This window comes from Streptomyces sp. NPDC050636, assembly GCF_040654775.1.
Lineage (GTDB): Bacteria > Actinomycetota > Actinomycetes > Streptomycetales > Streptomycetaceae > Streptomyces.
The window spans coordinates 49,169-66,430 of record NZ_JBFAIP010000004.1; the positions used below are offsets into that span (position 1 = coordinate 49,169).

General features: G+C 68.7%; 14 protein-coding genes. 8 read left to right on the forward strand and 6 right to left on the reverse strand.

Features of this window, described 5'->3' with window-relative positions; genetic code table 11:
• Positions 1-6: 6 nt before the first annotated feature.
• Entirely contained in the window at positions 7-3,207 is a 3,201-nt protein-coding gene (locus tag AB0I10_RS06195; RefSeq protein WP_363151138.1) for an efflux RND transporter permease subunit, read from the forward strand.
• A gap of 164 nt (positions 3,208-3,371) precedes the next feature.
• Here the strand turns inward: AB0I10_RS06195 and AB0I10_RS06200 are convergent, their stop codons facing one another.
• Both AB0I10_RS06200 and nadA read right to left on the reverse strand, forming a co-directional pair.
• The gene (locus AB0I10_RS06200) at positions 3,372-4,433 is read right to left on the reverse strand and encodes an ATP-grasp domain-containing protein (protein WP_363151139.1); all 1,062 of its coding nucleotides are present in this window, start codon (positions 4,431-4,433) and stop codon (positions 3,372-3,374) included.
• 166 nt (positions 4,434-4,599) lie between these two features.
• Entirely contained in the window at positions 4,600-5,799 is a 1,200-nt protein-coding gene (gene nadA / locus AB0I10_RS06205) for a quinolinate synthase NadA (RefSeq protein WP_363151140.1), read from the reverse strand.
• A 352-nt stretch (positions 5,800-6,151) separates the two neighbouring features.
• On the opposite strand from nadA, the gene erpA reads away from it, so the two are divergent.
• Positions 6,152-6,505: an iron-sulfur cluster insertion protein ErpA gene (gene erpA / locus AB0I10_RS06210; RefSeq protein ID WP_006606077.1), complete on the forward strand. Its 354-nt coding sequence runs from the start codon at positions 6,152-6,154 to the stop codon at positions 6,503-6,505.
• 121 nt (positions 6,506-6,626) lie between these two features.
• On the opposite strand, the gene AB0I10_RS06215 is transcribed toward erpA, so the two are convergent.
• The gene (locus tag AB0I10_RS06215) at positions 6,627-8,168 is read right to left on the reverse strand and encodes a hypothetical protein (protein WP_363151141.1); all 1,542 of its coding nucleotides are present in this window, start codon (positions 8,166-8,168) and stop codon (positions 6,627-6,629) included.
• 104 nt (positions 8,169-8,272) lie between these two features.
• The gene (locus tag AB0I10_RS06220; RefSeq protein WP_363151142.1) at positions 8,273-8,494 is read right to left on the reverse strand and encodes a hypothetical protein; all 222 of its coding nucleotides are present in this window, start codon (positions 8,492-8,494) and stop codon (positions 8,273-8,275) included.
• Positions 8,495-8,635: 141 nt separating this feature from the next.
• Between AB0I10_RS06220 and AB0I10_RS06225 the strand changes: the two genes are divergently transcribed.
• The gene (locus AB0I10_RS06225; protein WP_363151143.1) at positions 8,636-9,610 is read left to right on the forward strand and encodes a carbohydrate kinase family protein; all 975 of its coding nucleotides are present in this window, start codon (positions 8,636-8,638) and stop codon (positions 9,608-9,610) included.
• Positions 9,611-9,665: 55 nt separating this feature from the next.
• Here the strand turns inward: AB0I10_RS06225 and AB0I10_RS06230 are convergent, their stop codons facing one another.
• Entirely contained in the window at positions 9,666-11,105 is a 1,440-nt protein-coding gene (locus tag AB0I10_RS06230) for an aminotransferase class V-fold PLP-dependent enzyme (RefSeq protein ID WP_363151144.1), read from the reverse strand.
• Between the two features lie 283 nt (positions 11,106-11,388).
• Between AB0I10_RS06230 and coxB the strand changes: the two genes are divergently transcribed.
• The 4 genes from coxB to AB0I10_RS06250 all read left to right on the forward strand — a co-directional run bounded on the left by coxB (position 11,389) and on the right by AB0I10_RS06250 (position 15,894).
• Complete coding sequence (coxB, locus tag AB0I10_RS06235; RefSeq protein WP_363151145.1) at positions 11,389-12,351, forward strand: cytochrome c oxidase subunit II; 963 nt, start codon at positions 11,389-11,391, stop codon at positions 12,349-12,351.
• The gene (ctaD, locus tag AB0I10_RS06240) at positions 12,348-14,090 is read left to right on the forward strand and encodes a cytochrome c oxidase subunit I (RefSeq protein WP_363151146.1); all 1,743 of its coding nucleotides are present in this window, start codon (positions 12,348-12,350) and stop codon (positions 14,088-14,090) included. The genes coxB and ctaD overlap by 4 nt, the downstream gene beginning before the upstream one ends.
• Complete coding sequence (locus AB0I10_RS06245) at positions 14,087-14,485, forward strand: cytochrome c oxidase subunit 4 (protein ID WP_363151147.1); 399 nt, start codon at positions 14,087-14,089, stop codon at positions 14,483-14,485. The genes ctaD and AB0I10_RS06245 overlap by 4 nt, the downstream gene beginning before the upstream one ends.
• Positions 14,486-14,631: 146 nt before the next feature.
• A complete protein-coding gene (locus tag AB0I10_RS06250; protein ID WP_363151148.1) occupies positions 14,632-15,894 on the forward strand; it encodes an Ig-like domain-containing protein in 1,263 nt (420 codons plus the stop codon).
• A gap of 31 nt (positions 15,895-15,925) precedes the next feature.
• Here AB0I10_RS06250 and AB0I10_RS06255 read toward each other — a convergent pair whose 3' ends face one another.
• Positions 15,926-16,327 (reverse strand): hypothetical protein, encoded by a 402-nt coding sequence (locus AB0I10_RS06255; RefSeq protein ID WP_363151149.1) that lies wholly within the window; start codon positions 16,325-16,327, stop codon positions 15,926-15,928.
• 306 nt (positions 16,328-16,633) lie between these two features.
• Between AB0I10_RS06255 and AB0I10_RS06260 the strand changes: the two genes are divergently transcribed.
• The gene (locus tag AB0I10_RS06260) at positions 16,634-17,254 is read left to right on the forward strand and encodes a heme-copper oxidase subunit III (protein WP_363151150.1); all 621 of its coding nucleotides are present in this window, start codon (positions 16,634-16,636) and stop codon (positions 17,252-17,254) included.
• Positions 17,255-17,262 lie beyond the last annotated feature (8 nt).

Below are 17,262 nucleotides of genomic sequence, written 5' to 3' on the forward strand. Positions count from 1 at the left end.
CCACCCATGTCCTGGCTGTCCCGGCTCAGCCTCGTACAACGGGGCCTGATAGCGCTGATATCGATCGTCGCGATCGCCTTCGGCGCCATCGCGATCCCTCAGCTCAAGCAGCAGCTCCTGCCGTCCATCGAACTCCCCATGGTGTCCGTGCTGGCGCCGTATCAGGGCGCGTCGCCCGATGTCGTCGAGAAGCAGGTGATCGAGCCGCTTGAGGACGGTATCCAGGCGGTCGACGGCATCAAGGGCGTCACCTCGACGTCGAGCGAGGGCTCGGGCGTCATCATGGCGCAGTTCGACTACGGCAATGACTCCAAGCGCCTGGTCGCCGACGTCCAGCAGGCCGTGAACCGCGCCCGCGCGAAGCTGCCCAAGGACGTCGACCCGCAGGTCGTGGCCGGCTCGACGGACGACATCCCGACCGTCGTCCTCGCCGTCTCGTCCTCCACCAAGGACCAGCAGACGCTCGCCGACCAGCTGGACCGCAGCGTCGTCCCGGACCTGAAGAACATCGACGGCGTCGGCCAGGTCACCGTGGACGGCGTCCAGGACCGGATCGTCGCGGTCACCCCCGACGACAAGAAGCTCGCCGCCTCCGGGCTGACCTCCCAGGCGCTCGGCCAGGCACTGGAGGCCGGCGGTACGTCGGTGCCGGCGGGTTCGTTCGCGGAGCGCGGGCAGAGCAAGACCGTCCAGGTCGGTGCCGGGTTCACCTCCGTACAGCAGATCAAGGACCTGACCGTCGCCCCGACGCCGGGTGCGGGTGCGGGTGCGGGTGCCGGCGGTGGCCGGCCGGCGGCGGCCGAGCCCGTCCGCCTCGGCGATGTCGCCACCGTCAAGGAGGAGTCGGCCACTCCGACCTCCATCACCCGCACCAACGGCAAGCCCAGCCTCGCCGTCATGGTGACGATGGACCAGGACGGCAGCGCCGTCGCCATCTCCGACGCGGTCAAGGACAAGCTCACCAAGATCCGCCAGGACCTCGGAAAGGGCGCCGAGGTCACGGTCGCCTCCGACCAGGGCCCGGCCGTCTCCAAGTCCATCGACTCACTCACCACCGAGGGCCTGCTCGGCCTGGCGATGGCGGTCATCGTCATCCTGGTCTTCCTGCTCAGCCTCCGCTCGACCCTCGTGACCGCCGTCTCCATCCCCCTCTCGGTGGTCATCACCCTCATCGTCCTGTGGATGCAGGACCTCTCCCTCAACATGCTCACCCTCGGCGCGCTGACCATCGCGATCGGCCGCGTCGTCGACGACTCCATCGTCGTCCTGGAGAACATCAAGCGGCACCTGGGCTACGGCGAGGAGCGCCGCGCGGCCATCCTCACCGCCGTCCGCGAGGTCTCCGGAGCGATCACCTCCTCCACCCTCACCACGGTCGCCGTCTTCCTCCCGATCGGCGTGGTCGGCGGCATGGTGGGCGCCCTCTTCGGCTCCTTCTCGCTGACGGTCACCGTCGCCCTGCTGGCCTCGCTGATCGTGTCTCTGATGGTCGTTCCCGTCCTCTCCTACTGGTTCCTGCGCGCCCCCAAGATCGCTGAGGGCGCCGACCCGGAGGAGCTCCGCCGCAAGGCCGAGGAGAAGGAGACCAGGAGCCCCCTCCAGCGCCTCTACGTCCCGGTTCTCCGCTTCGCCACCCGCCGCCGGGTGACGAGCCTGGTCATCGCCGTCGTCATCCTCATCGGCACGTTCGGCATGGGCCCGCTCCTGAAGACCAACTTCTTCGACCAGGGCGACCAGGACACCCTCACCGTCAAGCAGGAGTTGAAGCCCGGCACGAGCCTGGGCGCGGCCGACGAGCAGGCCGAGAAGGTCGAGAAGCTGCTCGCCGGCAACTCCTCGATCGCCGACTACCAGGTCACCGTCGGCTCCTCCGGCTTCATGGCGGCCTTCGGCGGCGGTACGGGCGCCAACCAGGCCTCGTACCAGCTGAAGCTGACGGACTCCGCCGACTCCGGCAAGGTCACCGACGACCTGCGCGCCGGTCTCGACAAGCTCGGCAAGAGCATCGGCGACACCACCGTCACCGCGGGCGGCGGCGGCTTCGGCAACCAGGACCTGAGCGTGGTCGTCAAGGCCGGCGACGCCGACGTCCTCAAGAAGGCCAGCGAGCAGGTGCGCAAGGCCGTGGCCGGTCTGGGCGACGTCACCGACGTCCAGAGCGACCTCGCGCAGAGCGTGCCGAGGATCTCCGTCACGCCCAACTCGAAGGCGGCCGCGGCCGGTTACAACCAGGCCACGCTCGGTGCCACGGTCGCCCAGGCCGTACGCGGCACCCCCAGCGGCAAGGCCATCCTGGACGACACCGAGCGCGACGTCGTCATCAAGGCGGCCCACCCGGCCACCACCGAGGCCGAGTTGAAGGCCCTGGCCATCCCGACCCCGGCGGGTCAGGTCAAGCTCGGCGACATCGCCACGGTCAAGACGGTCCCCGGACCCGTCCAGATGACCCGTATCGACGGCGCGCGCTCGGCGACGATCAGCGCCAAGCCGACCGGCGACAACACCGGCGCGGTCAGCACCAAGCTGCAGAGCGAGATCAAGGCCCTGAAGCTGCCGGAGGGCGCCACGGCGGAGATCGGCGGCGTCTCCCAGGACCAGACCGAAGCGTTCTCCTCGCTGGGCCTGGCCATGCTGGCGGCCATCGCCATCGTCTTCATGCTCCTCGTGGGAACCTTCCGCTCCCTCATCCAGCCGCTGATCCTCCTCGTCTCGATCCCCTTCGCGGCGACCGGAGCGATCGGCCTGCTGGTCGCCACCGGCACCCCGCTGGGCGTCCCGGCGATGATCGGCATGCTGATGCTGATCGGCATCGTGGTCACCAACGCCATCGTCCTGATCGACCTGATCAACCAGTACCGGTCACAGGGCTACGGCGTCGTCGAAGCGGTCATCGAGGGCGGCCGCCACCGCCTCCGCCCGATCCTGATGACGGCCCTGGCCACGATCATGGCGCTGCTCCCGATGGCCCTGTCCATCACCGGAGACGGCGGCTTCATCTCCCAGCCGCTCGCCGTGGTCGTCATCGGCGGCCTGATCACTTCGACCCTTCTCACCCTCCTCCTCGTCCCGACGCTCTACGCGATGATCGAACTCCGCAAGGAACGCCGCACGAAGAAGAAGGCCGCGAAGCGGGCGAAGAAGGCCGGTACTCCGGAACCGGTGGACGAGAGCGACGGCGACCGCACGCCGGAGCCGGCCGGGGTGTGACCAAGCCTCGCCGGTAGGCAGGAACCAGCCCGTCCCATCAGCCCGTCCCAGCCGTCTGCTGGGACGGGCTGACCTGCAACGATGCCTCCATGAGTAGCCCCTCCAGCGCCGATTCACGCCAGCCGGATCTTCCATGAGACGGCCGCCGGCACGGTTTTCTCGTACTACGGATCGCCGGCAGCCGGGGCGACCGGCTGCCGGAGCCCGGAGATCGGGACCGCGTGGTGGACCACGACGAGCTGGCCGCCGTACCTGGGCAGCGGGACGTTGCCCGGGTCGCCGCACAGCAGCATCCGTACGGCGGCCCAGGCCATGTTCACCCCGGCCAGGGCCGTCTGATAGAGGCCCGCGGAGGCCCTGGCGTTGGCTTCTAGGAGCACCGGTCGGCCGTTCCAGTGGCGGAACTGGACGTTGGAGAGGTAGGCGAGTCCGAAGTGGGCGACGACCCGCTGCGCGAGTGTCGTCAGCCCCGGAGCGTCCAGCAGCGTACGGACCTTGCCTTCCTTGGCCCGGGGGATCGCGGTCAGCAGCGTGCCCGCCGGATCCGACAGGCAGTCGATGCTGATCTCCGGCGGGTCCAGGTAGGGCATGACGATGAAGGGGCGAACGGGCTCACCCCTGTTCTCGGCGCGGCGCAGCGCGTCCGCGGCCTCGGCGACCGACACCCGTGGCTGCGGGGGCAGTTCGAGGTCCGAGACCTCCTGCGGAGCGTCGTCCAGGACGCGGAAGCCGTTGGCGGAGTACTCGCCCGCCGGTTTCACGCACAGGCGGTGGCCCGTCCCCGACATCTCTTCGACGGCGTTCCACAGCCCGTCGGCGTTGGCTATCAGCCGCCAGGGCGCGACCGGAACGTTTGCATCCGCGGCTGCCACGTAGGTGCGGCTCTTGCTGGCCACGACACGGGCCGTCCCGGCGGGTGAGCACATGACCTTGGTGCCGGTTCTCGCGAACGCCTCCGCGCGCTCCGCGAACGCCGCGAGACGCGCGGACGGCATGACCACGTCGATGCCGTACCGCCGGCAGAAGTCGATCGCGAAGCCGAAGAACTCGTCGTCGCCGGCCGCCGGCTCGATTCCGGCCACATCGCAGGCCCGCAGCGCCGGTGCCGCGGGGTTCGTATGGGTGCCGAAGATGCGGACACCGGCGCGGTCGGGGTTCTCCCGCAGCAAGGGGATCAGGTGCATCCTGTCGGGCCAGATCCCGTTGAACCAGATGCGTACGTCCACCGTCGCACCTCACTTCCGACGCACCGGAGCCGTACGAAGGAACCGCACAAAACGCGTCACCGTGTCACCGGCGTCATGATCAGCGTGACACACAGGGCCGGGGCCTGCACGAATCGTGGTTCGTGCAGGCCCCGGCCCTGACGTCGCCCCGGCGCGCCTACGGCAACTACGGCAGCGCCAGCATCCGCTCCAGCGCCAGCTTCGCGAAGCTCTCCGTCTCCCTGTCGACCTCGATGCGGTTGACGACCTTGCCGGCCGCCAGCGACTCCAGCGTCCACACCAGGTGGGGAAGGTCGATGCGGTTCATGGTCGAGCAGAAGCAGACCGTCTTGTCGAGGAAGACGATCTCCTTGTCTTCCGCGGCGAACCGGTTGGCCAGGCGGCGGACCAGGTTGAGCTCGGTGCCGATCGCCCACTTCGAGCCGGCCGGCGCGGCCTCCAGGGCCTTGATGATGTACTCCGTCGAGCCGACGTAGTCCGCTGCCGCCACGACCTCGTGCTTGCACTCGGGGTGGACGAGGACGTTGACGCCGGGGATGCGGGCGCGGACGTCGTTGACCGAGTCGAGCGAGAACCGGCCGTGGACGGAGCAGTGGCCGCGCCAGAGGATCATCTTGGCGTCCCGCAGCTGCTCGGCGGTCAGGCCGCCGTTCGGCTTGTGCGGGTTGTAGACCACACAGTCGTCCAGGGACATGCCCATGTCGCGGACGGCGGTGTTGCGGCCCAGGTGCTGGTCCGGAAGGAAAAGGACCTTCGTCGAACCGGGCTCGCCCTGCTCGAAGGCCCAGTCCAGTGCGCGCTTCGCATTGGAGGAGGTGCAGATCGTGCCGCCGTGCTTGCCGGTGAACGCCTTGATGTCCGCCGACGAGTTCATGTACGAGACGGGCACGACCTGCTCGGCTATGCCCGCCTCCGTCAGGACGTCCCAACACTCGGCGACCTGCTCGGCGGTCGCCATGTCGGCCATCGAGCAGCCGGCGGCCAGGTCGGGGAGGATCACCCGCTGGTCGTCGCCGGTGAGGATGTCGGCCGACTCGGCCATGAAGTGCACACCGCAGAAGACGATGTACTCGGCGTCCGGCCGGGCGGCCGCGTCGCGCGCGAGCTTGAAGGAGTCGCCGGTCACATCGGCGAACTCGATCACCTCGTCGCGCTGGTAGTGGTGCCCCAGGACGAAGACCCTGTCCCCGAGCTTCGCCTTGGCCGCGCGGGCACGCTCGACGAGGTCGGGGTCCGACGGGGCCGGCAGGTCGCCGGGGCACTCCACGCCGCGCTCGCTCTTCGGGTCGGCCTCGCGGCCGAGGAGGAGCAGTGCCAGCGGGGTCGGCTGGACGTCCAGGGGCTGGGCGGTGGTCACGACACGCACCCTCTCTTTTCCGTCGATGAGCGCGGCGAAACCGCACCAGTGGAGCCGGTGCTGTGCTTGCACCGGAGCCTTTTCGTCTATTTGACGCTATCTATCATAACCGCTTCACGTCACTTTGACGATGGCCATATTGTCGATGTGACGCATCAGCACTCCGGCGAAAGCCCCGGTGAGGGCCCTGCCCGGAGCACGGTGTGAGCCCGGCGTGTGAAGGCGCACATCTGCTCCTGCGCGCCAGTGTGCGAGCATGAAGAAGAGAAGTTGCGCCCAGCCGGAATTAATCCGGGACGTCGCCGGTTGCAGCCTGTTGCAACCGATGGCAAGCGGTCCGTACAACCCGGGAGAGATGTAGATGAGCGTTCAGGACGAGACCACCGTCAGCGACGGCATCATCCTGTCCGACGCGGCCGCGTCGAAGGTCAAGAGCCTGCTGGAGCAGGAAGGCCGGGACGACCTCGCGCTGCGGGTGGCCGTTCAGCCCGGTGGCTGCTCCGGTCTGCGCTACCAGCTCTTCTTCGACGAGCGTTCGCTCGACGGTGATGTCGTCAAGGACTTCGACGGTGTCAAGGTCGTCACCGACCGGATGAGCGCCCCCTACCTGGGCGGTGCCTCCATCGACTTCGTCGACACCATCGAGAAGCAGGGCTTCACGATCGACAACCCGAACGCCACCGGCTCCTGCGCCTGCGGCGACTCCTTCAGCTAAGCGCTGCCAAGGGTCAACGGGCACGAACGGCAGAAGGCGGCGCCCCCCGATGGGGGGCGCCGCCTTCGTCGTACCCGGGTGTCCTCCGGCGTCGTACCCGGTGTCCTCCGGGTGCTTCCGCCTACTGCTTCGGCACGGCCTGCCCGGTCGACGCGTCGATCACCTTGCGGCCGTCCAGCGGCTTCTCCAGCGTCACCGTCTTGGTGAACTCCTTGGCGATCTTCACGCAGATCTGACCCGGCTTCTTGTCCTTGCCGACGACCTTCGTCTTCACCGTGCTGCCCGTCTCCTCGGCGCTCACCGAGTACGTGCTGCACACGCCGCCCCAGAAGTGCAGCGTCAGCTTCTTCCCGCCGTCGCTGACGGCGTACTCCTCCAGCGCCATCGCCCCGGGCTTCCCGGACGGCTTCTGCGGCGACTGCCCCGGGCCCTGCGACGCGCCGTCGCCGTCCCGGTGCGCCAGATACTTCGGGTTGACCGCCGGGTGCGCCACCGTCGACGTGGCGTGCGGGCCGTCACCGGCGCCCGGCTGCCGCACCGTGTAGAGCCAGGACGGCACCAGCGCCTGCCCGCCCTTCACGTACTGCACCGCGAGCCCGAAGACCGCGCCGGTCACCTCGGCCGGCTTCTGCGCCTTGGTCGGCGACGGCTCGCACGGCGCGATGCCGCCATCGCCGCTCTTCGCGGTGTGCGGCGCCGCGCAGTCGCCCGGCCGGTTCCGGCTCCCGTCGCGCGAGTTCAGCCGGTCCAGCGTCTTGTCCGCGCTCAGCACCGGATAGCCGGCACCCTTGACCGGGTTCGCCAACTGGCCGCTGCCGCCCACCACTTGACCGTCCGAGCCGACCTGGAGATCGCTCTGCCAGCCGTACGTCGGCAGTCCGCCGAGCACCGGATTCGCGGTGACGATCCGCACCGCGCCGGACAGCCCGCTCGCATCGAGCTTCGCGCTCTGCTGGCCCAGCGCCTTCAGCACCGGCTGTACGGCCTGCCTGGCCTTCTCCGGCGACACCGCGCCCTTGCCGCTGCCGTCGTCCTGTGTCGAGGCGTCCCCGCCGCCCCGGTACGACGGACAGCCGGGCCGGCTCGACGACACGCCCGCGTCATCGCCGTTCTCGGCCTCGGGGGAGGCGGGCAGCGCGCAGTTCGTCCCGCCAGGGGTGCCGTACTGCGAGTACGTCCACGAGCCGGAGCCCGTCTTGTTCACCTGGAGCACGGGGTGGCGGGCGTCCTGCGTCACCCCGCCGACCTTCCAGGTATTGCCCTCCGAGCGCACCTTTCCGGCCATATCCAGGGCCTTCGCCAGCCGTTCCACCGCCGCCTGGCCGATCTGCCCCTTCGGGCGGTATACGGCCGCGGACGACGGGCCGCCCGGCAGATTCTTCACGGCCCGGTATTCCGCACCCTGCGGGTTGGGCTCACCGGCGGCGATCCCGCCGCCGGTGTAGCCGTCGAGCGCGAGCGGCGGCGGATCGCCCTGGGCCGCGGCATTCGCTTCGGAGTCCCCGCTGCTGGACGCGGACGAGGCCCAGTACGCCGCGCCGCCCCCGGCGAGCAGCACCGCCGCGGCCATCGAGGCGACGACCACGGGGGTGCGTCGCCTGCGCTCCGTGGGGCTCGCGTCGGCGGGGGTGTCGGGGGTGTCCGGTGTGTCCTCGGTGTTCACCGCATCGCTCCTTCGGCTCCGCTGGACATCTGACGTGCCATCCTCCGTGGGGTGGACGTCGATGTGACGGAGCGGGGGCGCGAGCGGTTCCCGGCGGGCGCCGGTCAGTCGCCGTACTCGGACATCCCGTCGATGAGCGCGGCGGACTTCTCGGGGACCTCGACGCCATGGAGATCGGCCGCCCGGCCCGGTTCCGGCGCGTCCGGCCGCCCGGCCTTCCAGCGCGGCGCCATTCGCGCGCAGTCCCCGCGCAGCTGGTCCAGCGACTCCGGGTCCGCGGCGGCGGAATCGCGATCGGGAGTGACGGCTTTCACAGGCTTGGTCATACGACGCACCGTACGCACCTCGCGGCCTGGGAAGAAAGACCTACTATTGGGTAGATTTGTCAGGTAGGAGGCACCAGGACGAGCGGGTAGCGTTGCTCCACGTCCGTCAGCCCTTACGCCTTCCGCAGGAGCAGACCCGTCGTGCGTATCGCAGTCACCGGCTCCATCGCCACCGACCACCTGATGACCTTCCCCGGCCGCTTCGCCGACCAGCTGGTCGCCGACCAGCTGCACACGGTCTCGCTCTCCTTCCTGGTCGACGATCTCGACATCCGGCGGGGCGGCGTCGCCCCCAACATCTGTTTCGGCATGGGCCTGCTCGGCCTGCGCCCGATCCTGGTCGGTGCCGCCGGCGCCGACTTCGCCGAGTACCGCGCCTGGCTCGACCGGCACGGCGTCGACACCGCCTCGGTCCGTATCTCCGAGGTCCTGCACACCGCCCGCTTCGTGTGCACCACCGACAGCGACCACAACCAGATCGCGTCCTTCTACACGGGCGCGATGAGCGAGGCCCGCCAGATCGAGCTGCAGCCGGTCGCCGACCGCGTCAGCGGCCTGGACCTGGTGCTGATCGGCGCGGACGACCCCGAGGCGATGATCCGGCACACCGAGGAGTGCCGCTCGCGCGGCATCCCGTTCGCCGCCGACCCCTCCCAGCAGCTCGCGCGCATGGAGGGCGACGACATCCGCGTCCTGGTCGAGGACGCCGAGTACCTCTTCACCAATGAGTACGAAAAGGCCCTGATCGAGTCCAAGACCGGCTGGACCGGCGACGAGATCCTGGCCAAGGTCGGCACCCGCGTCACCACCCTCGGCGCCCAGGGCGTCCGCATCGAGCGCCAGGGCGAGGAACCGTTCGAGGTCGGCGTCCCGCAGGAGGACGCCAAGGTCGACCCCACCGGCGTCGGCGACGCCTTCCGCGCCGGATTCCTGGCCGGCCGCGCCTGGGACCTGTCGCTGGAGCGCTCCGCCCAGCTCGGCTGCATGCTCGCCACCCTCGTCATCGAGACCCTGGGCACCCAGGAGTACGAACTGCGCCGCGGCCACTTCATGGACCGCTTCACCAAGGCGTACGGCGACGCGGCCGCCGAGGAGGTCCGCGCCCACCTGGCGTGACGGAATTCCACTGGTACGGGCGGGGGCGCGCACGGCGTCCCCGCCCGTACCGTCTTCAGGCCCGGCGCCGCACCACGTACGCGGTCCCGCGCGGCGCCGTCCGCTCGCCCACGAACTCCTGGTCCCGCATCACGCACCAGGCGGGGATGTCCTGCCGCGCCGCCTCGTCGTCGGAGAACACCGTGACCGTGCCGCCGACCGGCACCTCGCCGATCACCTTCGCCAGCTCGATGACCGGGAGCGGGCAGAGCTTGCCGAGTGTGTCGAGGACCAGCCCGGTCTCGTCCTCCGACGACCCTCCGGGTGTCCCGGCAGCTTCGGGTGTGCCGGGTGCCTTGGGTGTCTTGGGTGCCGCCGTCGGCACGCCCAGCCGGTCCCGTACCGACCGCACCGCCTCCGGCAGCACCTCCAGGAACCGGTCCACCTCCGCCTCGGGCGTGCCGTACGGGAGCGAGACCCGGACATTCCCCTCGGACAGCACACCCATCGCGCGCAGCACATGGCTCGGCGTCAGGGTGCTGGACGTACAGGACGATCCGGACGACACCGAGAAGCCCAGCCGGTCGAGTTCGTGCAGCAGGGCCTCTCCGTCGACATAGAGACAGGAGAAGGTGACGAGGTGCGGGAGACGGTGGACGGGGGCGCCGACCACCTCCACGTCCGGGACCAGCTCCGGCACCCCGACCCGGATCCGGTCCACCAGCCGCCGCAGCCGGGCCGCTTCGTCCGGTCCGGTCTCCGCCGCCGCGCGCAGCGCCCGCAGGGACGCCGCGGCGGCCACGATCGCCGGCAGGTTCTGATACCCCGGGCTGCGGCCCGACTCCCGCTCGTCCTGCGGCCCCTGGGGCGAGAACCGGGTCCCCTTACGGACCGCCAGCAGCCCCACACCGGGCGGGCCGCCCCACTTGTGGGCGCTCGCCGCCAGCACGGACCAGGCGCCGGGCAGCGGGCCCCAGGGGAGCGACTGGGCCGCGTCCACCAGCAGCGGCACGCCCGCCTCCTGGCAGAGTTCGGCCACCTTCTCGACCGGCTGCTCCGTTCCCACCTCGTGATTGGCGGACTGGAGACAGACGAGCGCGGTGTCCGGCCGCAGCGCGGCGGCGACGTCCTCGGCCGCCGCCCGGCCCGTACGGTCCACCGCGATCTCGGTCAGTGTGCCGCCGGCCGCCTCGTGGACCTCGGCGGCGTGCAGTACCGAGGAGTGCTCGACGGCGGAGTACAGCAGGATCCGGCCGACACGCCGACGTGCCGCGAGCGCGCCGAAAATCCCGGAATGCACCGCCTGCGTCCCCGAAGGGGTGAAAACCAGCTCGTCGGGACGGCATCCCACGGCCTCCGCCGCCGCTTCCCGGGCGGCGTCCAGCAGCAGCCGGGCCCGCCGCCCCTCGCGGTAGAGACGGGCCGGGTCGGCCCAGCCCTCGTCGAGCGAAGCGAGCAGCGCCTCCCGGGCGACGGGGTGCAGCGGAGCGGAGGATGCGGCGTCGAAGTAGGGCACGTACGAGACGTTAGCCCCCCGTGCCCGGAGGTGTCCGGGCACGCCGTCAGATGCCTGGTGGAAGCGGGGAATCGGGCGTCCGAGCGGCGGTCCCCGGAGACCCTCGGCACCCCTTCGGAGTCCGACGCGGCGCGTTGGGCACCCTCCCCGCGCGACCCCAAATAGCGTCCAGTAGGGTTTGGTCCGCATAAACATCCAAACCCCTGCCCGACGCAGGGCGGCGACCGACCAGCGAGTAAGGCCGCAGCCGACCGCGCGGGCGAGACTCTCGGGAAGGCGCTACGTGAGTCCCAACGGCTCCGACCGCTCGTCGCGGCGCCCGATGCGGCGGAAGCTGCCGCAGGTGCTTGCTGCGGGCCTGGTCCTGGCGACCGCGACTGGTTGCACATATAAGGACTTTCCCCGCCTCGGCATGCCAACGCCCGTCACCGACGAGGCGCCGCGGATCCTCTCTCTTTGGCAGGGCTCCTGGGCCGCCGCCCTCGCAACGGGCGTGCTGGTCTGGGGACTGATCATTTGGAGCGTGGTCTTCCACCGCCGCAGCAGGACCAAGGTGGAAGTCCCCACACAGACGCGGTACAACATGCCGATCGAGGCGTTGTACACGATCGTGCCGTTCATCATCATCGCGGTGCTTTTCTACTTCACCGCGCGCGATGAGAACGCACTCCTCAAGACTTCCAAGAAGCCGGACCACGTCATCAATGTGGTGGGCTTCCAGTGGAGCTGGGCGTTCAACTACATGGAGGACGTGGACGGCGACAAGTCGACCACGAACATCGACTCCAAGGAACTCTCCGCGCTCCCCGACAAGTGGAAGAAGGGTGCTCCGGCCGGTGCCGACGGCGTCTACGACGAGGGCACCCCGGGCGAGCGCAACCCGCAGAACGGCAACCCGGGTCCGACCCTGTGGCTGCCGAAGGGCGAGTCGGTCCAGTTCGTCCTGACGTCGCGTGACGTCATCCACTCCTTCTGGGTCGTGCCGTTCCTGATGAAGCAGGACGTCATTCCGGGCCACACCAACGTCTTCGAGGTGACTCCCAACAAGGAGGGCACCTTCATGGGCAAGTGCGCCGAGCTCTGCGGCGTCGACCACTCCCGGATGCTCTTCAACGTCAAGGTCGTCTCCCCTGAGCGGTACCGGGAGCACCTGAAGGAACTGGCGAAGAAGGGCCAGACCGGTTACCTGCCGTCGGGCATCGCGCAGACGGACCACGCCAGGAACGCGGAGATCAAGAACCGATGAGCATCCTCAACGAACCTCAGGGTGCCGCCGCAGCAGAGGACTCTTACGAGAACGAGCTGCCGCTGCGCTCGAAGCAGCCGGGTAATTCGGTGGTGAAGTGGCTCACGACCACTGACCACAAGACCATCGGCACGATGTATCTGGTCACTTCGTTCGCCTTCTTCTGCGTCGGCGGCCTGATGGCGCTCCTGATGCGCGCCGAGCTGGCCCGCCCGGGTACGCAGATCATGTCGAACGAGCAGTTCAACCAGGCGTTCACGATGCACGGCACGATCATGCTGCTGATGTTCGCGACGCCGCTGTTCGCCGGATTCGCGAACTGGATCATGCCGCTGCAGATCGGCGCGCCCGACGTGGCGTTCCCGCGGCTGAACATGTTCGCCTACTGGCTCTACCTCTTCGGCTCGCTGATCGCGGTGGCCGGCTTCCTCACCCCGCAGGGTGCGGCGGACTTCGGCTGGTTCGCGTACTCGCCGCTCTCGGACGCGGTGCGTTCGCCGGGCGTCGGTGCCGACATGTGGATCATGGGTCTGGCCTTCTCCGGCTTCGGCACGATCCTCGGTTCGGTCAACTTCATCACGACGATCATCTGCATGCGTGCGCCTGGCATGACGATGTTCCGGATGCCGATCTTCACGTGGAACGTGCTGCTGACCGGTGTGCTGGTCCTGCTGGCCTTCCCGGTGCTGGCGGCGGCGCTGTTCGCGCTGGAGGCGGACCGTAAATTCGGTGCGCATGTCTTCGACGCGGCAAATGGCGGAGCACTGCTCTGGCAGCACCTCTTCTGGTTCTTCGGACACCCAGAGGTCTACATCATCGCCCTGCCGTTCTTCGGCATCGTTTCCGAGATCATTCCGGTGTTCTCCCGGAAGCCGATGTTCGGTTACATGGGCCTGATCGCGGCGACGATTTCCATCGCCGGTCTCTCGGTCACGGTCTGGGCGCACCACATGTATGTGACGGGCGGCGTGCTATTGCCGTTCTTCTCCTTCATGACATTCCTGATCGCGGTGCCGACCGGTGTGAAGTTCTTCAACTGGATCGGCACGATGTGGAAGGGCTCACTGTCCTTCGAGACACCGATGCTCTGGGTGATCGGCTTCCTGATCACCTTCACCTTCGGTGGTCTGACCGGCGTCATCCTGGCGTCGCCGCCGATGGACTTCCACGTCTCGGACTCGTACTTCGTCGTGGCGCACTTCCACTACGTCGTCTTCGGCACGGTCGTCTTCGCGATGTTCGCCGGCTTCCACTTCTGGTGGCCGAAGTTCACCGGCAAGATGCTGGACGAGCGGCTCGGCAAGATCACGTTCTGGACGCTGTTCATCGGCTTCCACGGCACCTTCCTCGTCCAGCACTGGCTGGGCGCCGAGGGCATGCCGCGGCGTTACGCCGACTACCTCGCGGCCGACGGCTTCACGGCGCTGAACACCATCTCCACGATCAGCTCGTTCGTGCTGGGCCTGTCGATGCTGCCCTTCATGTACAACGTCTGGAAGACGGCGAAGTACGGCAAGAAGGTCGAGGTCGACGACCCGTGGGGCTACGGCCGCTCGCTGGAGTGGGCGACGTCCTGCCCGCCGCCGCGGCACAACTTCCTCACGATGCCGCGTATCCGTTCCGAATCCCCGGCATTCGACCTGCACCACCCCGAGATCGCGGCCCTCGACGCGCTGCACAACGGTCACGGCGCCGAGTCTGACAAGGCCGTCGCCGGCGGCAAGGAGGCGGGCAAGTGAAGATCCAGGGCAAGATGTTCATCTGGCTCTCCGTCTTCGTCCTCGCCATGGCGATCGTCTATGGCGTCTGGTCGAAGGAGCCGGCGGGCACCACCGCACTGTTCCTCGCCTTCGGTCTGTGCATCATGATCGGCTACTACCTGGCCTTCACGGCCCGGCGGGTGGACGCGGGTGCGCAGGACAACGAGAACGCCGAGGTCTCGGACGACGCGGGCGAGCTGGGCTTCTTCAGCCCGCACAGCTGGCAGCCGCTGTCCCTGGCCGTCGGTGGCGCGCTCGCCTTCTTGGGCGTCGTCTTCGGCTGGTGGCTGCTCTACTTCTCGATGCCGGTCATTCTCGTCGGCCTGTTCGGTTGGGTCTTCGAGTACTACCGCGGCGAGAACCGCACGCAGTAACCACGCGGCACGGCAGTACACACACCGCACGGGGCGGGCCCGGGCACCTCAACAGGTGTCCGGGCCCGCCCCGTTTCGGTGTAGGGGGAGACCCGTTTGCCGTCTTCCAGCGCGCTGAAACAGGTGATTCTTCTTAGTTTTGGGTCATGAGCCACAGACCTCGAACCCGGAAAGCGCTGAGCTGCGGCCTCCTGATAGTGCCCCTGGCGGTGAGCGCCACCGCGTGCGGGAGCTCGTCGTCGGAGTCGCTCTCCGCCCAGCCCTACGACGCGGCCGACCAGATCACGGCCAACGCCCCGGACGGCAATCACAAAGCGGATCCCGACAAGCCGCTTGAGGTCTCCGTCAAGGGTGACGAGGCGCGGATCACGGACGTGACCGCCACCGACGCCTCCGGACGCTACATACGCGGCGAACTCAGCGCCGACGGCAGGCGTTGGCACACCACCGTGCCACTGGCCGCCGGCACCCGCTACACGGTGCGGGTCAGCACCGAGGACGAGGACGGCGCCCCGGGCCGCAAGACCTTCGTGGTCGACACCACCGACGCCGACGACCGGCTCCGCGTCACCTTCGGCCCGGGCAGCGGCACGTACGGCGTCGGCCAGCCGGTCACCGCCGAGCTGAGCAAGCCGGTCGACAACCCCAAGGCACGGGCCGTCGTCGAGAGCGCCCTGAAGGTCGACTCCACGCCCCGCGTCGAAGGCTCCTGGCACTGGGTGGACGGCAAATCGCTGCACTTCCGCCCGAAGGAATACTGGCCCGCCCACGCCACCATCGCCGTGCACAGCAACCTGGACGGCCTGAAGATCTCCGGCGGGCTCTACGGGGGCCCCGCCAAGCCCGTACGGCTCTCCACCGGCGACCGGGTGGAGGCCGTCACCGACGCCTCGTCGCACCAGATGACGGTGCTGCGCAACGGCAAGGCCGTGCACACCATCCCCGTCACCACCGGCAAACCCGGCTACTCGACCCGCAATGGCGTCAAGGTCATCCTCGGCAAGGAAAGCTTCGTACGGATGACCAGCGCCAGCATCGGCGCCTCGGACTTCTACGACCTGCCGGTCTACTGGGCCACCCGGGTCACATGGAGCGGCGAGTATGTGCACGCCGCCCCCTGGTCCGTCGGCTCACAGGGCGCGGCCAACGTCAGCCACGGCTGCACCGGTATGTCCACCGCCAACGCCGAGTGGTTCTTCAACAACGTCCAACTCGGCGACGTCGTCAAGGTCGTCAACAGCGAGGGCGACTCGATGGCCCCGTTCGGGAACGGCTTCGGCGACTGGAACATGCCCTGGAAGGAATGGCGCGACGGCAGCGCGCTGCGGAACAAGGGCGCCACCAAGACAGGAGCGGCCGAGCGGGAGTCGCGTACCGACGACGGCGCCCGACTGCGCCCGGAGGTCTGAGGGCCCCTCAGAGAGCCGCTCAGACGGCCGCTCAGACCTGTGTGAGGTGCCTGCGGCGCAGCAGAGAGGCCAGTGCGTCCGCGAACGCCACCGGGTCCAGCGGATGCGTCACCGCGGCGTCCGCCCGGCTCCAGGTGGCCAGCCAGGCGTCCTGCGGGCGGCCGATGAGCAGCAGCACCGGCGGGCACTGGAAGATCTCGTCCTTGATCTGCCGGCAGACGCCCATCCCGCCGGCCGGCGCGGTCTCGCCGTCCAGCACACAGACATCGATACCACCCTGCTCCAGGGCCTCCAGAACGGCGGGCTGGGTGGCGCACTCCAGGATCTCGATCTGCGGGACATCGGCGGCGGGCCGCCGGCCGGCCGCCAGCCGGACCTGCTCGCGGGTGTTGGCGTTGTCGCTGTAGACCAGCACCGTGGCAGTCGCCTGCATCGTTCCTCCGCGTTTCTCGTGGCTTTTCGTAGCGGCACAGCATCGGGTCGGACATAGGACTTACTCGTCTAGGGCCTGTCCGGCGGATGCTACTCCCGCAGTGGGGCCCCACAGGAGGGTTCGGACGTATCCACGATCTGTCCGACGGGCCGTCAGGACCGGCCGCGGCGGGGCCGGCGGGCGTGCGCGGGGGCCGGACTTCCCCCCTTCGAGCGACCGGCGGAATGGTCCGTACGAGCAGGGCATACGTCCTTGACACACCGAACGGCACCCCCCGGAGTGAGGGCGGGATAAGCGACCGACATAATGTCGGTCGTGGCGACAGCAACGACAGTAGAAACCGGGCACGCGCACCCGTCGGTCAATCGGCCGAACCTCACCAGCGTCGGAACCATCATCTGGCTGAGTTCCGAGCTGATGTTCTTCGCGGCCCTCTTCGCGATGTACTTCACCCTTCGATCGGTGACCGGAGCCGAGTATTGGAAGGAATCAGCCGAAGCGCTGAATCTTCCGTTCTCCGCGACGAACACCACGATCCTGGTGCTCAGCTCCCTGACGTGTCAGCTCGGTGTTTTTGCGGCCGAGCGCGGCGATGTCAAGAAGCTCCGGGCCTGGTTTGTGGTCACCTTCATCATGGGTGCGATCTTCATCGGCGGTCAGGTCTTCGAGTACACGGAGCTGGTCAAGCACGAGGGCCTCTCGCTCTCGTCCGGCCCGTACGGCTCGGTGTTCTACCTGACCACCGGTTTCCACGGACTGCATGTGACGGGCGGTCTGATCGCCTTCCTGCTGGTCCTGGGCAGGACGTACGCGGCCAAGAGGTTCACCCACACGCAGGCCACCGCGGCCATCGTTGTGTCCTACTACTGGCACTTCGTCGATGTCGTCTGGATCGGCCTCTTCGCCACGATCTACCTGATCCGGTAACCGGTACA

What these genes read in the sequence shown, in the direction of transcription:
- AB0I10_RS06260 (WP_363151150.1), top strand. Translation starts at nt 16,634, where the DNA reads ATGTCGGTCGTGGCGACAGCAACGACAGTAGAAACCGGGCACGCGCAC.
- erpA (WP_006606077.1), top strand. Translation starts at nt 6,152, where the DNA reads ATGAGCGTTCAGGACGAGACCACCGTCAGCGACGGCATCATCCTGTCC.
- AB0I10_RS06255 (WP_363151149.1), bottom strand. Translation starts at nt 16,327, where the DNA reads ATGCAGGCGACTGCCACGGTGCTGGTCTACAGCGACAACGCCAACACC.
- AB0I10_RS06195 (WP_363151138.1), top strand. Translation starts at nt 7, where the DNA reads ATGTCCTGGCTGTCCCGGCTCAGCCTCGTACAACGGGGCCTGATAGCG.
- AB0I10_RS06250 (WP_363151148.1), top strand. Translation starts at nt 14,632, where the DNA reads ATGAGCCACAGACCTCGAACCCGGAAAGCGCTGAGCTGCGGCCTCCTG.
- ctaD (WP_363151146.1), top strand. Translation starts at nt 12,348, where the DNA reads ATGAGCATCCTCAACGAACCTCAGGGTGCCGCCGCAGCAGAGGACTCT.
- AB0I10_RS06220 (WP_363151142.1), bottom strand. Translation starts at nt 8,494, where the DNA reads ATGACCAAGCCTGTGAAAGCCGTCACTCCCGATCGCGATTCCGCCGCC.